This window comes from Cupriavidus sp. 22TCCZM01-5, from assembly GCF_057798915.1.
The window spans coordinates 86,776-101,975 of the sequence record NZ_JBYOJR010000017.1 but is presented as its reverse complement, the minus strand read 5'-3'; the positions used below and the strand labels follow the sequence as shown (position 1 = coordinate 101,975).

14 protein-coding genes are annotated in these 15,200 nt (G+C 67.6%); 5 read left to right on the top strand and 9 right to left on the bottom strand.

The window, feature by feature from the left end:
- The first annotated feature begins 61 nt into the window (after window positions 1-61).
- Window positions 62-1,489, top strand: coding sequence for a tRNA uridine-5-carboxymethylaminomethyl(34) synthesis GTPase MnmE (gene mnmE, locus AC3FNH_RS17425; protein WP_488720958.1), 1,428 nt, complete (start codon window positions 62-64; stop codon window positions 1,487-1,489).
- Here mnmE and AC3FNH_RS17420 read toward each other — a convergent pair.
- The 3 genes from AC3FNH_RS17420 to AC3FNH_RS17410 all read right to left on the bottom strand — a co-directional run bounded on the left by AC3FNH_RS17420 (window position 1,464) and on the right by AC3FNH_RS17410 (window position 2,856).
- A complete protein-coding gene (locus AC3FNH_RS17420) occupies window positions 1,464-1,901 on the bottom strand; it encodes a type II toxin-antitoxin system VapC family toxin (protein WP_488720957.1) in 438 nt (145 codons plus the stop codon). The two genes, mnmE and AC3FNH_RS17420, sit on opposite strands and share 26 nt — an antisense overlap.
- Entirely contained in the window at window positions 1,898-2,155 is a 258-nt protein-coding gene (locus AC3FNH_RS17415) for a FitA-like ribbon-helix-helix domain-containing protein (RefSeq protein ID WP_488720956.1), read from the bottom strand. Before AC3FNH_RS17415 ends, AC3FNH_RS17420 begins: the two co-directional genes overlap by 4 nt.
- Before the next feature lie 86 nt (window positions 2,156-2,241).
- On the bottom strand, window positions 2,242-2,856 hold the full coding sequence (locus AC3FNH_RS17410) for an HAD family hydrolase (protein ID WP_488720955.1): 615 nt from the start codon (window positions 2,854-2,856) through the stop codon (window positions 2,242-2,244).
- Window positions 2,857-3,029: 173 nt separating this feature from the next.
- On the opposite strand from AC3FNH_RS17410, the gene AC3FNH_RS17405 reads away from it, so the two are divergent.
- The 4 genes from AC3FNH_RS17405 to AC3FNH_RS17390 all read left to right on the top strand — a co-directional run bounded on the left by AC3FNH_RS17405 (window position 3,030) and on the right by AC3FNH_RS17390 (window position 5,838).
- Window positions 3,030-4,274: a glycosyltransferase gene (locus AC3FNH_RS17405; protein ID WP_488720981.1), complete on the top strand. Its 1,245-nt coding sequence runs from the start codon at window positions 3,030-3,032 to the stop codon at window positions 4,272-4,274.
- A 40-nt stretch (window positions 4,275-4,314) separates the two neighbouring features.
- Complete coding sequence (locus AC3FNH_RS17400) at window positions 4,315-4,881, top strand: OB-fold putative lipoprotein (protein ID WP_488720954.1); 567 nt, start codon at window positions 4,315-4,317, stop codon at window positions 4,879-4,881.
- 21 nt (window positions 4,882-4,902) lie between these two features.
- Window positions 4,903-5,103: a hypothetical protein gene (locus tag AC3FNH_RS17395; protein WP_488720953.1), complete on the top strand. Its 201-nt coding sequence runs from the start codon at window positions 4,903-4,905 to the stop codon at window positions 5,101-5,103.
- 156 nt (window positions 5,104-5,259) lie between these two features.
- Window positions 5,260-5,838: an Sbal_3080 family lipoprotein gene (locus AC3FNH_RS17390; RefSeq protein WP_488720952.1), complete on the top strand. Its 579-nt coding sequence runs from the start codon at window positions 5,260-5,262 to the stop codon at window positions 5,836-5,838.
- 4 nt (window positions 5,839-5,842) lie between these two features.
- On the opposite strand, the gene AC3FNH_RS17385 is transcribed toward AC3FNH_RS17390, so the two are convergent.
- The 6 genes from AC3FNH_RS17385 to AC3FNH_RS17360 form a co-directional block, all read right to left on the bottom strand.
- A complete protein-coding gene (locus AC3FNH_RS17385; protein ID WP_488720951.1) occupies window positions 5,843-6,817 on the bottom strand; it encodes a M14 family metallopeptidase in 975 nt (324 codons plus the stop codon).
- A 26-nt stretch (window positions 6,818-6,843) separates the two neighbouring features.
- Entirely contained in the window at window positions 6,844-7,818 is a 975-nt protein-coding gene (locus tag AC3FNH_RS17380) for a Bug family tripartite tricarboxylate transporter substrate binding protein (protein ID WP_488720950.1), read from the bottom strand.
- A 108-nt stretch (window positions 7,819-7,926) separates the two neighbouring features.
- Window positions 7,927-8,877 carry a LysR family transcriptional regulator gene (locus tag AC3FNH_RS17375; RefSeq protein WP_488720949.1) on the bottom strand — a complete coding sequence of 317 codons (951 nt, stop codon included), beginning with the start codon at window positions 8,875-8,877 and terminating at the stop codon, window positions 7,927-7,929.
- A 120-nt stretch (window positions 8,878-8,997) separates the two neighbouring features.
- Window positions 8,998-10,488 carry an efflux transporter outer membrane subunit gene (locus AC3FNH_RS17370; RefSeq protein ID WP_488720948.1) on the bottom strand — a complete coding sequence of 497 codons (1,491 nt, stop codon included), beginning with the start codon at window positions 10,486-10,488 and terminating at the stop codon, window positions 8,998-9,000.
- 1 nt (window position 10,489) lies between these two features.
- Entirely contained in the window at window positions 10,490-13,645 is a 3,156-nt protein-coding gene (locus tag AC3FNH_RS17365; RefSeq protein ID WP_488720947.1) for an efflux RND transporter permease subunit, read from the bottom strand.
- Between the two features lie 32 nt (window positions 13,646-13,677).
- A complete protein-coding gene (locus AC3FNH_RS17360; RefSeq protein ID WP_276099004.1) occupies window positions 13,678-14,928 on the bottom strand; it encodes an efflux RND transporter periplasmic adaptor subunit in 1,251 nt (416 codons plus the stop codon).
- Window positions 14,929-15,200: the final 272 nt, after the last annotated feature.

Here is a 15,200-nt window from a genome sequence, read left to right as displayed (position 1 = left end):
GCCATGCGCTCCACAGGGCACGTCACCGGTCCCGTTCACATCGATCTGAGACAATAGCGCCATGACTGCTACCCTGCCTCCCATCGCCGCCATCGCCACCGCACCCGGACGCGGCGGCATTGGCGTGGTGCGCGTGTCGGGCCCGGATGTCCGCCCGGTCATGCACGCCGTCTGCGGCCAGGCGCTCAAGCCGCGCCACGCCACCTATCTGCCGTTCCTGGATGGTGACGGCAAGGTAATCGACCATGGCCTCGCGCTGTACTTTCCGGGGCCGAATTCGTACACCGGCGAAGAGGTCCTGGAGCTGCAGGGCCACGGCGGACCGGTGGTCATGCAGCTGCTGCTCACCCGCTGCCTGCAGGCCGGCCACGAGATCGGCCTGCGCCTGGCCGAGCCTGGCGAGTTCACGCGCCGCGCCTTTCTCAACGACAAGCTCGACCTGGCCCAGGCCGAGGCCGTGGCAGACCTGATCGAGGCCAGCACCGAAGCCGCCGCGCGTTCCGCGGCCCGCTCGATGGAGGGCGAGTTCTCCAACGCCATCCACACGCTGGTGGAGAAGGTCATCCACCTGCGCATGCTGGTGGAAGCCACGCTGGATTTTCCCGAAGAGGAAATCGATTTCCTCGAGGCCTCCGACGCGCGCGGACAGCTCGCCACCATCCGCAAGGACCTGGGCAACGTGCTCGCGCAGGCGCGGCAGGGCGCGCTGCTGCGTGAAGGGCTGTCGGTGGTGCTGGCGGGCCAGCCCAATGTGGGCAAGTCGTCGCTGCTGAACGCGCTGGCCGGCGCCGAGCTGGCCATCGTCACGCCGATCGCCGGCACCACGCGCGACCGCGTCAAGGAAACCATCCAGATCGAAGGCATCCCGCTGCATATCATCGACACTGCCGGGCTGCGCGACGAGGCCACGGACGAGGTCGAGCGCATCGGCATCGAACGCACCTGGGACGCGATCCGCCGCGCCGATATCGTGCTGCATCTGGTCGATGCCACCGACTACCTGCGCCACGGCCTGTCCGAGATCGACGATGCCATCGACGACCGCCTGAGCGGCCAGCTTCCGCCGGGCGCGCCGATCGTGCGCGTGGTCAACAAGATCGACCTCGCCCCGGCCGTGGGCGGCGCGATGTTCAGCGGCAACCGCCCGCATGTGGTCGCAGCGAACGGGCCGAATCCCACTGAAATCTGGATCTCCGCGCGCCATGGCGCGGGCATCGAACTGCTGCGCAAGGAATTGCTGCGGCTGGTCGGCTGGCAATCCGGCAATGAAGGCACGTTCCTGGCGCGCGAGCGACACCTGACGGCGCTGCGCCAGGCGCAATCGCACCTGGATGTGGCAGCCGAGCAGAGCGAGCGGCAGGCGCAGGCGTTGGACCTGTTTGCCGAAGAGTTGCGGCTGGCGCAGGAGCATCTGAACAGCATCACCGGGGAGTTCACCAGTGATGATCTGTTGGGGACGATTTTTACGCGGTTTTGTATTGGGAAGTAGTCTTCCAGGGATCAATCACTGGGACGCCGGCGGCTTCGAAAGGCACCGTGTCGCGCGAGGCTACCGTGAATCCGTGCGCAGTCGCGATCGCGGCGATATAGCCGTCCGGCGTTGGAAACCCCTTACCTGCTGCTCGGGCCCTCGCTGCCAGTTCGGCGTAACAGCGTGCCGCGCGCGGATCGAATGACAGCACGCGCCCCGCGAACAGCGCCATCAGGCCTTCCAACGCGTCTTCCAGCGCCAGCTTGCGGCGTCCATCTGGCAGACAAGCAATGCCATACAGCAGCTCCGCCAGCGTGACGCTGGACAGGTACAGCGTCTCGGCGGCCTGCTCATTCAGCCAGTCTCGCACTGCGGCGGCCGGTTCCGGCTTCATGGCTTCCGAAACCACATTGGTGTCCAGTACGATCATTCGTCAAGCCTCGGCGGACTTGCAGGCGTCCGGTCACGGGTCTGTTCGAGCGCCTGCACATCGGCATTGGTCAGCCCCAGGCGCTGCCCGAGTTCTGCGAGTGCATCGCCCATCCTCACCCGCCCCGGCGGGTTCACGGCGCGCGCCAGGATGTCGCGGACTTCGGCCTCCGTGCTGCGGCCATGCGCGGCCGCCTGTACTCGCAATGCGCGGTGGGTTTCGTCGGGGAGATTGCGTACGGTTAAAGTTGCCATCGCAGTCACCATTCGTTTTTGCTTTCAATGCTGTCATTTTATCATGATGACAGCATAAGAGCGAAGGGGATCAGGTCAACGCGCTGCTATATCAATCGCCTGCGCTCCAACTCCTCCGACAGCGCCTCAGCCCCCACAAACCTGTACCCATGCAGCCCGGCATCTGCCGCGCCGGCCACATTGGCTTCGGTGTCGTCGATAAAGAGTGTCTCCCCGGCAGCGGCTCCAAGTTGGCCGATACAGCCCAGATACGCCTGCGCATCCGGCTTGGTCGCGCCAAATGCCGCCGACGGATAAACGTGCCGGCCAAACAACTGCGCCACCGCCGGATTCAGGTAGCCGATATGGTCCGTCACCAGCCGGCAGTTGTTGGTGAGGATGGCGATCCGGTGGCGGCCGGACAGCCTGGCCGCAAGCGCCAGCGTGTCGGCATTGGGTGTGATCGATGCGCGGCGGGATGCCAGCCAGTCGGCACGGTCAACACGGCAGCCCAGCAGTTGCCCGAGTTCCCGCAGGTACTCGTCATCGCTGATCTCGCCGGCATCGGCGCGCGCTTCAAGCCCCGATCCCCAGATGGCGTGACGCACCTGCTCCGGTGACCGGCCAGTCGTTGCAGCCAGATGGTCCGCTCGCGCGGCGCGGTCATAGTGGGTCAGTACCCCTTCCATGTCGAACAGGACGAGTTGGATCGGTGCTGTCATGGCGTGGGTCCCGGCGGATGACCAGAAGCCCCCATTGTGCATGGGCCGGCAAGTCCCTGGGCAGGATTTCCGCGTGGCCCGGCCGTCGCATGCCATGCGGGTACACTATCGGGCCGGCGCGCTCGCCCCATCCGCACAATCCGCAAGCCGACAATCTCAACACCTTCCACCGCATGCGCCTGACCCTCATCACCTTCGGCACCCAGGGTGACTGCCGCCCCATCGTCGCCCTCGGCGCGGGACTGCGCGCGGCCGGCCATGAGGTGTTGATGCTAGGGGAACGGTCGGCCGAGGCGCTGGCGACAGAGCACGGCCTCGCGTTCGAAGCGCTCGCTGGCGACATCCAGGCCACGCTGGCACCGGGCGGTGCGCTGCACAAGCTGATGACCGAAGGCGGCAATGTCAGCGACGCCACGCGAGCCTTCGCGCGCATTGCGGAAGACAACACCGCCCAGTGGATGGCGCAGCTCACCGCCGCCGCGCGCGAGCGCGACGCCATCGTCTTCTCGGGACTGGCCGCCTATGTCGGCATGGCCGTTGGCGATGCGTTGGGCAAACCCGCCATCGCCGCCGCGATGTTCCCGCTGTCGCCGACGCGCGATTTCCCGTCAGCATTCCTGCCGCCGTGGCGTCTGCCGGGCTGGGTCAACCGGGCCACCCATCAGCTGATCAACAACGTGCTGTGGCGCATGTTCCGGCCCGCCATCAATGCGGGCCGGCAGGCACAGTTCGGGCTCGCGCCGCGCAAGGCGGTGTGGCAGGACTTCCCGTCGATGTACGGCATTTCGCCGCACCTGGTGCCGCGCCCGCGCGACTGGCATGCGGACTGGCTGGTCTGCGGCGCGTGGACACTGCCCGCGCCGGGCGACTGGCAGGCGCCCGCCGCATTGCGGGACTTCCTGGCCGCGGGCAAGCCGCCGGTCTACGTGGGCTTCGGCAGCATGGCCGGCTTTGATCGCGAAAAGGTGATGCGCGCGCTGGTGCAGGCGCTGGACGGGCGGCGTACGCTGTTCTATCCGGGCTGGAGCGGCATCGACATAGCGACACTGCCGCCTAACTTCCATGTGATCGGCGCCACGCCGCACGACTGGCTGCTGCCGCGCGTGAGCGCGGCCATCCACCATGGCGGCGCCGGCACCACGCACGCGGTCGCGGCGGCCGGCGTGCCGTCGATCGTGCTGCCGTTCGCCGGCGACCAGTTCTTCTGGGCCGGCCGGCTGGCGGCACGTGGCGTGGCGCCGCGGTATGTCGCCGGGCATGACATCGACGCGGGCAAGCTCGCGGCGATGCTCGCCTTCACCCGACAGCCCGATGTGCGCGAGAAGGCCGCGGCGCTCGGCGCCGCGATCCGGGCGGAACGCGGTGTGGATAACGCCGTGGCCGCCATCGAAACCTTTTGCCGGCGGGGCAGGGGATAGCAGCCGCCGCCGGCCAGTCATTTCAAGCAGGAATTTCCAGATGTTGAACCGTACCCAGCAGATCCTCATCGCCGTCGTCGCAGTGGCCGTCCTCGGCATGCTCTGGTTCGCCGGCAATGACAAGGGCCAGAGCCAGCAGGCCGCGACGGCTGATACACCCGCCGACACGCAAGCCGCCAGCGAGGTACGCGGCGTGCCGCGCAACGGCACGCTCGACCCCGTGAGCATCGACCCGCAGCGCCCGGCCGACCGCCTGCCGCAGTACCAGGCCGACGCCATCCTGAACGACTATCGCGACAACGCCGGCGCGGCCGACAACCGCTATCGCGGCAAGTACATCATCGTCGAAGGCATAGCCAGCGGCGTGCGGCGCGGCGAGGCTGACAATGTGTTCGTCGATATCCGCACAAGCGACCCCGACGCGGTCGTGCGCGCCCAGTTGCTGCGCCGGCAGATCTGCGGTCCGGCCGGCCGCGAGTGCGAGGTGGAAGCACGCGCCACCATGGTCCGGCGCGGACAGAAGGTTGCCGTGGAGTGCAACGGCGCCGGCCTGTCCGACGGCACGCCGCTGCTGAGCGACTGCCTGCTGCGCGGCGGCGCCAACTAAGCGACCGACTGAGCCAACAACATGCAGACTGTCCTCTCTGTCCTGGCCCTCCTCATCCTGATCATCACCGTGGTCGGGCTGGTTTCACCCGCGTTCATCAGCCAGACCTTCCTGCAAGGCAAGCCCGTCGGGCGGCTGCAGATTGCCGTGATCGGCCTGTGCCTGGCGGCGTTGTTGCTGATCCTGGTGGGGCGCCTGGCGCAGCCCGTCGCGGGCGCCTGAAGCGGCACGCAGCGCGCGCAACGGGCAGGCAGCGCCCGTTTTGCGCCTCTGTTCCCCGTATCGGCGCGCCGCGCCGGCGCATACAGTGGACGGATACGCTACCGATGCTCCGCCCGCCGCAAGCGGCAGCGGCGCCGATGCCATCCAGGACACTCCATGAACAAAGCACTGCTGGCCGCCGCGCTGGGCCTGATGATTACCGGCTGCTCCACGTACCAGGCCGTGATGCCCGTGGACCGGCCCGAGCAGGGCGACATGCTATCCGCCTTCCAGATCCCCGCCGGCAGCACTGTCGCAGCCGGCCCGCGTGGCAGCTACGGCGCCAATGGCGCGCTGCTGTGCGTGGTGGCGAACCCGGTGAGTGGCAACGAATATCTCGACGCGTTCCGCGCGTCGCTGCAGGCGCGCAATTTCGAAGTGAAGCTGCTGCCGCCATACGCGCCCGTGGTGTCGTGCCCGCTGGTGGCCACGTACTCGGCCAAAAGCGCGTGGTTCTGGATGACGTACCTGAACAGCGTGGACATCATCGTGTTCCAGAACGGCGCGCGCGTGGGCAAGGCGGTCTACAGCGCCAACCGCGGCGCCGGCGGGATCAACCTGAGCAACTTCGTCATGCCGGAGAAGACGCTCGATGCGCTGGTGGAACAGCTGTTCCCCGGCATGCTGCCCCCACCGCCTCCGCCCGCCGGCACGCCCGTGGCCGCACCGGCAGCGGGCACCGCCGCCGCTTCCTGAGCGTTCAGCCCTCGAGCCGGCCCAGCCGCACCACGGTCACGCCGGGGCGCAGCTGCCGCAACGAGGGCATCACCAGCACGCAGTTGGGGTAGGGCGTCACCACCGGCTCGCCGTCGCGCCAGCCGACGACGGTGCCGGCGTCCGCAAAGGTCTCCAGCCCGGTGTACGGACCGGCAAAGCGGAAGTCCATGCTGGTGGCCACCACGGGCTCGGTCACGCGTACCACACGCTGCGCGGCCGGCAGCGGCTGCAGCCAGCCGGCCGGCACGTCCTGCGCTTCGATCACGCCCGCATTGAGCAGGAAACGCGCCGCGCTGTCGCGCGCCACCGTGACGGCCGCGGCTTCCCAGTGCTGGCCGCATTCGATCAGCAGCGCATTGCGCGCGCTGGCCGGATCGCCGAAGTCCGCGTAGTCGCGCATGCGGCGGCCTTCCGGATGGCCTTCGTCGACGATCACGTCTGCCGGCGCGCCGAGCTGGCGAGCCAGCGCAATGCCCTTGTCGAGCGGGCCGGAGACGATCAGCGGGCGGCTCTTCTCGTGCATCGAGTGCAGGTCGAGCAGCAGGTCCACGGTATCGATCACGGGGCGCATGGCGCGCGCGCGGCGCAGTTCGGACGAATCACGGCTGGCATCGTCGAGCACCGCGGCGGTCCAGACGCGGTTGAAGTCCTGGTCGACATAGCGCGAGGCATCCGGCCGGGCCGGGTCGAAGCGCTGGTAGGCGTCCACGTTGGCGAATGCCAGCGTCAGGCGCCCGCGGCGCGGCTTTACGCCGGCATCGAGCAGCCCTTTGACGGTGATGGCGCCACACACCTCGTTGCCATGCGTGAGCGCATTGACCATCACGTGCGGGCCGGCCACGCCGCTGTCGAACGTGAACACATACGGGATGCCGCAGTTGCCCTCGGCATAAGGGCGGATATCGGGAAATTCGACCTCGACGGGATACGCGTCAAGGGTGAGAGGAGCGTTGCTCATGCTGGGATGTCCTGCCGGGTGACGGCTTATTCGCGGATGCCTGCGGTCTGGACGATGGTGCGGTAGCGGCCGGTCTCGCGCTTGATGAACGCGCCGAACTGGGCCGGATTGCCCGGGGCCACTTCCACGCCGGCCTCGGCCAGCTTCTTCTTCACGTCAGGCATGGCGAGCACGGCCTGCATCTCGGTGTTGAGGCGGTCGATGACCGGCCGCGGCGTGCCGGCCGGGCCCATCAGGCCGAACCACACGCCCATGTCCACGCCCTTGAGCGCCGGGGTCTCCGCCAGCGCCGGCACGTTCGGCGCCACGCCGGAACGCTTGGCCTCGGTCACGCCGTAGGCCTTCACGCGGCCCGCCTGGATATGCGGCAGCGCCGACGACAGCACCATCACCGCGAGGTCGATCTGGCCGCCGAGCAGGTCGGTCGCCATGGCCGAGGCGCCTTTGTACGGCACGTGCGTGATATTGACGTGGCCCTGCTGCTTGATCAGCTCGCCCGCCAGGTTCAGCGGCGTGCCCACGCCCGACGACGCGTACGACAGCTTGCCCGGCTGCTCCTTCGCCAGCGCCATCAGCTCCGCCGCGTTCTTCGCCGGCAGCGACGTCTTGCCGACCAGCACCATCGGCTGCGTGCCGACGAAAGTGATCGGCGCCAGGTCCTTCTCGCCGTCATAGCGCACAGCCGGATTGGTCAGGCGCGCGATGGACACTTCGCTGCCCGAGCCCATCAGCAGCGTATAGCCGTCGGCCTCGGCCTTGACCACCTTGGACGCGCCGATGGTGCCGCCGGCGCCGCCCAGGTTCTCGATGACCACGCTCTGGCCCAGGCGCTTGCCCAGTTCGGGCGCGACCGTGCGCGCCACCAGGTCGACGCTGCCGCCGGCGGTGTAGCCAACCACCAGCGTGATCGGCTTGGCCGGCCAGCCGGAGGCATGGGCGGCAAGCGCGGAGAAGGCGAGGGTGGCGGCAGCGGCCGCGCGCAGCAGGGTCTTCGTGGTCATGGCTCGGATCGGATGATTGGAATGGGGATGACGCTGGCCCGATGTTAGTGAGCATGCAGGGCGGCGGATTGCGGCTTTGGCAAGGAGGGTTGCCGTTTCGGCAATGCCTCAGCCCTGTGCTTCGCTGACCGCCGCTTCCCAGAATGCCTCCGCAAGCGGCCGCATCGGTGCGCGCTGGCGATACAGGCGGATCTCGAGTGCAAGGTCGGCCTCGTCCGCGCCGCGGCCCGTGGTGGCGCGCACCAGGCGCCCGGCATGGAGATCGTCCGCAATCAACCGCGCGGGCAGCCAGGCCAGGCCCATGCGCTGGCGCACCATCTCGTGCACGGACTCGGCGAAGTCGCTGACGGCGATCACGTCCAGGCGGCTGGCCAGCTTGCGGCGCGCGATCTCCTGGTTGACCATGCGGCCGAGCGTCAGGCTGTCGGCGTAGGCGATCATTGGCGTGGGAGCCATGGCCGCGCCGCTCTTGCCGGCCTGCAGCCGGAATTGCGGTGCGCCGCGAGCGTCGGCGGCACTCACGCACACCAGCCGCTCCACGCCCACCATGTGGAAGCGGTAGTGCGCGTCGTCGAGCATCACGGGAATATCCGGCGGGCTGTAGCACAGCAGGAAATCGGCATCGCCCTCGGTGAACATGGCCAGCGCGTCGTGCATCGGGAAGGTGGACAGCCGCGTGCGGAATCCCGCCGCGGCCTTGTCGTTGCGCAGTGCATGGCGCAGGCCGGCGAGCCATGCCGGCACCATCGAGCGGGCCAGCGTCTTGCCGGTGGCAATGGTCAGGGTGCTGGCATCGGCGCGATGGGCCGTGCGCAGCGCGAGGCGTGCATCCTCAAGCGTCTGCAGCGCGCTTTGCGCGGCTTCCAGGAACTGGCGGCCCTCGGCTGTCAGACGCACTGGGAACGCGCTGCGGTCGATCAGCGGTGCGCCGGCCCACACTTCCAGCGCCTGCATGCGCCGCCCGAACGCCGGCGGCGTCACGTTGCGCAATTCGGCCGCGCGCGCCAGGCTGCCGGCCTGGGCCAGGCAGATGAAGTCTTCAAGCCAGCGGATGTGCATGGAAGCAGGGTGCGGATGGCGCCGACGGTGGCGACACTGCATTATCGGCACAATCACGCCCAAGCCAAAAAGAGAACGGCGCACCGAAGTGCGCCGCTCATCAGCCAGCCTGGGCAAGCCTTACTGCGTGACCGTTCCCGCCGGTGCGGCGGGGGCCGGCGCCTGCGCCACCTCGCCGGTCTCCTTCAGGCCACCGCCAAGTGCCCGATACAGGTCGATCGAGTTGTTCAACCGCAGCTGCCGCGCCTGCACCAGCGCTTGCTCCGCGGTGAACAGCTGACGTTGCGCGTCCAGCTCATCCAGGTAGCTCGCAACCCCGCTGCGGAACCGCACACGTGCCAGCTCATAACGCGCCGCTTCCGCATTGCGCACCTGCTCCTGGCCCGTCACCTGGTCTTCCAGCGTGCCGCGCGCCACCAGCGCATCGGCCACCTCCGCGAAGGCCGTCTGGATGGTCTTCTCGTAGTTGGCCACCTGGATGTTCTTGCGCACGTTGGCCAGGTCCAGGTTCGACTTGTTGCGGCCATAGTCGAAGATCGGCAGCGTCAGCTGCGGCGCGAACGACCACGCCTTGGTGCCGGCCTCGAACAGGTTCGAGAACGTCGGGCTGATGGTGCCGATGCTGGTGGTCAGCGTGATGCGCGGAAAAAACGCCGCGCGCGCCGCGCCGATGTTCGCGTTGGCGGACAGCAGCTGCTGCTCGGCCTGGCGGATATCGGGACGCTGCTCGAGCAGGTCCGAAGGCAGGCCTTCCGGGATGTCGCTGATGATGCGTTCATCCGACAACCGCATCGGCTCCGGCAGGTTCTCGATCGAACCAATCGGCTTGCCCACCAGCACTTCGAGCGCGTTCTGCGCCTGCGCGCGCTGGCGCGCGAGCTGCGCCGCGGACACACGTGCCTGCGCCACCAGCGATTCGTTGTCGCGCAGGTCCAGCGCGGACGTGGCGCCGACGTCGAAACGCTGCTTGGCGAGCGCGTAGGTGCTTTCGCGCGCCTTGAGCGTGTCGCGTGCGATCTCGTACTGCTCGGCGAAGGAACGCTCGGACAGGTAGGCCTTGGCCACTTCCGACACCAGCGAGATATAGGCCGAACGATGCGCCTCTTCGGTGGAGAAGTACTGCGCCAGCGCCGCGTTGGACAGGCTGCGCACGCGGCCGAAGAAATCAAGCTCGTAGGACGAGATGCCGAGGCTGGCCGAGTAGACCTGCGACACCGCTGGCTGGCCCAGGACCGATACCCCCGTGGCAGCGTTGGTGCTGGCACGGGTATAGCCAGCATTCGCATTCACCGTCGGCAGCAGGTCGGCGCGCTGCACCTGGTACTGCGCGCGCGCTTCCTCGATGCGCAGCGCGGCGGTGCGCAGGTCGCGGTTGTTTTCCAGCGAGGTGGCGATCAGCGCCTGCAGGCGCGGGTCGCGGAAGAACTCGCGCCAGCCGATATCGGTGGCGCGGCGCGTCTCGCCGCTCTTCACTTCGGCGGTGGCATAGCCTTCCGGCGCGGCCGGGAAGCCGGCCGCCACCGGCGGCACCGGGCGCTCATACTTCGGCGCCAGCGTGCAACCCGTCAGAACGCCGGCCACCAGCAGCAGTGTGGTCAGTGTCTTGGTCATATCAGTTGTCCTCCTGCGCTGCGGTCAGGCGCGCACGTTCGAACTCGTGCTGGCGCTCGCTGCCCTTGAAGCGCTTGCGCACCACGACGAAGAAGACCGGCACCAGGAAGATCGCCAGCGCGGTGGCCGTGATCATCCCGCCCATCACGCCGGTACCGATGGCGCGCTGGCTGCCCGAGCCCGCGCCGGTGGCGATCGCCAGCGGCAGCACGCCTAGGATGAACGCCATCGACGTCATCAGGATCGGACGGAAACGCAGGTGCACCGCTTCCAGCGTGGCTTCGATCAGCCCCTTGCCCTGGGCCTGCAGGTCCTTGGCGAATTCCACGATCAGAATCGCGTTCTTCGCCGACAGGCCGATGGTGGCGATCAGGCCCACCTTGAAATACACATCGTTGGGCATGCCGCGCAGCGTCACGCCGAGCAGCGCGCCAAGCACGCCGAGCGGCACCACCAGCAGCACCGAGAACGGGATCGACCAGCTCTCGTACAACGCGGCCAGGCACAGGAACACGATGATCAGCGACAGCGTGTAGAGCATCGGCTCCTGCGAACCAGCCAGGCGCTCTTCATACGACTGGCCCGACCACTCGTAGCCGAAGCCCGGCGGCAGCTTGGCGAAGGCGTCCTCCATCGCGCGCATGGCTTCACCGGTACTGTGGCCCGGTGCGGCCTGGCCCGCGATCTTCACCGCCGGCATGCCGTTGTAGCGCTCCAGGCGCGGCGAGCCCATGACCCACTTCGAGGTCGCGAACGCGGCAAACGCCACCATGTCGCCGTTGCTGTTGCGCACGCGCAGCTTGGTCAGGTCGTCCGGCAGGCGGCGGTCCGCGCCTTCTGCCTGCACGATCACCTTGCGCACGCGGCCTTCATAGATGAAGTCGTTGACGTAGTTGGAGCCGAACGCAATCGACAGCGTCGAGTTGATGTTCGCCACCGTCACGCCCAGCGCCTTGGCCTTCTCGCGGTCGATGTCGATCTGCAGCTGCGGCGCGTCTTCCTGGCCTTCGGGGCGCACGCCCACCAGCACCGGGTTCTTCGCTGCCATGCCGAGCATCATGTTGCGCGCTTCCATCAGCTTGGCGTGGCCCTGGCCCGAGCGGTCCTGCAGGCGGAAGTCAAAGCCTGACGAGTTGCCCAGCTCTGAAATCGCCGGCGGGTTCAGCGGGAAGATGATCGCGTCCTTGATGAACGACAGCGCGCCGAACGCACGGCCCACGAGTGCCTGCGCGGTCTCGTTGGCGCCGGAGCGCTCCTTCCAGTCCTTCAGGCGCACGAACGCGATACCGCCGTTCTGGCCGCGGCCGAAGAACGAGAAGCCCGCCACCGTGATCATCTGGTCCACCACCTTGCTTTCCTTCTGCAGGTAGTAGTCCTCGATCTGCTTGAGCACGCCGATGGTACGGTCCTGGGTCGCGCCGTTGGGCAGCTGCACCACCGTGATCATGTAGCCCTGGTCTTCGTCAGGCAGGAACGACGACGGCAGGCGCTTGAACAGCACCACCACGCCGACGATGATGACCGCGTAGATGATCAGGTAGCGGCCGCTGCGCGCGAGGATGCGGCCCACCACGCCCTGGTAGCTGGTGGACGCGCGCGCGAAGGTACGGTTGAACCAGCCGAAGAAACCCTTCTTCTCGTGGTGGTGGCCAGCCTCGACCGGCTTGAGCAGCGTCGCGCACAACGCCGGCGTCAGCGTCAGCGCGAGCAGCGCCGAGAACGCCATCGATGCGATCAGCGACAGCGAGAACTGGCGGTAGATGTTGCCGACCGAGCCCGAGAAGAACGCCATCGGGATGAACACCGCGGTCAGCACCAGCGTGATGCCGACGATGGCGCCCGTGATCTGGCCCATGGCCTTGCGCGTGGCCTGGCGTGGCGAGAGTCCTTCCTCGCTCATGATGCGTTCGACGTTTTCCACCACGACGATCGCATCATCCACCAGGATACCGATCGCCAGCACCATGCCGAACATGGTCAGCACGTTGATGGAGAAGCCGAACGCCAGCAGCGCGCCGAAGGTTCCCAGCAGCGCGATCGGCACCACCAGCGTCGGGATCAGCGTGGCACGGAAGTTCTGCAGGAACAGGTACATCACCAGGAACACCAGCACCACGGCTTCGAGCAGGGTCTTGATCACTTCCTCGATCGAGATCTTGACGAAGGCCGAGGTGTCGTAAGGCACGCTGTACTGGTAGTCCGCCGGGAAGTACTTGGACAGCTCTTCCATCTTGGCGCGTACCGCGGTTGCCGTGGCCAGCGCGTTGCCGGTCGGAGCCAGCTTGATGGCGATGGCCGCCGACGGCTTGCCGTTGGTGCGGGCGAGCGTCGAGTAGTCGGCGCCGCCGAGTTCCACGCGGCCCACGTCCTTGATGCGGACCGAGGAACCATCCGGATTCGTGCGCAGCAGGATGTTGCCGAACTGCTCAGGCGTGGTCAGGCGGCTTTCCGTGGTGACGGTGGCGTTCAGCTCCGTGCCCTTGGGCGACGGCGTGCCGCCGAGCTCGCCGACGGCGACCTGGATGTTCTGTTCCTGCACCGCGGCGGTGACGTCAAGCGGCGTCAGGTTGAAACCGGTCAGCTTGGACGGGTCCAGCCACACGCGCATGGCGTATTCCGTGCCGAACAGGTCGGCCTGGCCCACGCCCGGCACGCGGCGGATCGAGTCGATCACCTGCGACGAGACGTAGTTGCCCAGCTGGATCGCATCGGCAGCGCCCGACTTGGACGACACCGTCAGGAACATCATGTAGTTGTTGCCCGCCTTGTCGACGCGCACGCCCTGCTGGCGCACTTCCGCCGGCAGGCGCGCCTCGACGCGCTTGAGGCGGTTCTGCACTTCGACCGAGTTCAGGTCGACGTTCGATCCCGGCGCGAACGCGATGGTGATCGATGCCAGGCCCGACGACTCGCTGGTCGACTGGTAGTACAGCAGGTTGGGCGCGCCGTTGAGCTCCTGCTCGATCACCGAGGTGACGGAGTCCTCGAGCGTCCTGGCGGACGCGCCCGGATAGGTGGCGGTGACCGAGATCGTCGGGGGGGCGATATTCGGGTACTGCGCGATCGGCAACTGCGCGATCGACAGCAGACCGCCCAGCACGATGATCAGCGCGAGCACCCACGCGAACACCGGCCGGTCGATGAAAAACTTGGCCATAAAACTGGCTCCCTCTGTCTGATGCGCTGGGTTTAGCCTTGCTTGGCGTCGGACTTGGCGTCAGCCTGGGCTTCCGCCTTGGCGCCGGCCTTGTTGTCCGATGCCGGTTGCGAATCCGAAGCCTGCGTGGATGCCGGCTTGGCTGCGCCATCCTGCTGGAACGGCACGGCCTTGGCCGGCGCGCCGACCTTGACCTTCTGCAGGCCTTCGACAATCACCTTCTCGCCGCCCTTGAGGCCTTCGGTCACGACCCAGCGGTCGCCGATCGCCTGTGGCGCCTTGACCGGCACCGCGGCCACCTTGCCGTCGTTGCCCACCACCAGCACGCTGGCGCCCTGGGCATTGCGGATCAGCGCGCGCTGCGGCACGGTCATGGCGTTCTCGTCCACGCCCTGCTCGATCTTCACGCGCACGAAGGTGCCGGACAGCAGTTCGCGCTTCGGGTTGGAGAACTGCGCGCGCAGGGTGATGGCGCCCGTGGTCGGGTCCACGGTCATGTCCGAGAACAGCAGCTTGCCGGTCTGTTCGTACTCGCGGCCATCCTCGACATACAGGTGCACCTTGGCGCCGCCGTTCAGGCCCTTGACCGCGCCGGACTCGATGGCGCGGCGCAGGCGCGTGACTTCGGCGGCCGGCTGGGTGAACGTCACCCAGATCGGGTCCACCTGCTCGACCAGGGCCAGCTTGGTGGCTTCGCCCTTGCCGACCAGCGCGCCCTCGGTCACCAGGGCACGGCCCGCGCGGCCGCCGATCGGGGCGGTCACGGTGGTGTAGCCGAGGTTGATCTGCGCGGTGGTCACGGCGGCCTTGGCCGCGGCGATGTCAGCGTTGGCCTGGCCGGCCGCAGCCACGGCTTCGTCATATTCCTGCTTGCTGACGGCATTGACGGCCACCAGCGGCTTGTAGCGCTCGGCCTTCTGGCGCGCCGACACGGCGTTGGCCTCGGCCCGCTCGAGCTGGGCCTTGGCCGACGCAAGCTGCGCCTGGTACGGGGCAGGATCAATGCGGAACATGACCTGGCCAGCCTTTACCTCGCCGCCTTCGGTGTAGTTGCGCGACAGCACGATGCCCTCCACGCGCGCACGCACTTCGGCGGTACGTACGCCTTCCAGGCGGCCCGGCAATTCATTGACGATGGCGACGGACGACGGCGTCACGGTGACAACGCCCACTTCCGGCGGGGGCATGGCGCCGCCCTGGGGCTTCTTCTCGCCACAGGCGGTCAGCGCCAGCGCCGACAACGCGGCAACGGCAACGCAATGGATACGTTGGGACTTCCTCATCGATAACCCCATGATGAAATTTGAGATCTGCCGCGCCGGCCCGGCCCTGCCCGTGATCGGGGCAACCGGGGCGCGATGCGGTCCGCTGCGTGCCCGGCAGCGGAGAAAGCGTGATGCTAGCCAAACGGAACGTCACAACAACGACAAAGCGACGAACGCGGCCTTTTCTTTGACAAATGGTTCTGATGACCGACCGGTCAGCAAGAGTGGTGGCGCGTCTTTGCGCACAGACCAGCGGCTGGCCGAATGCCGGGCAAGCGGGTATTATATAT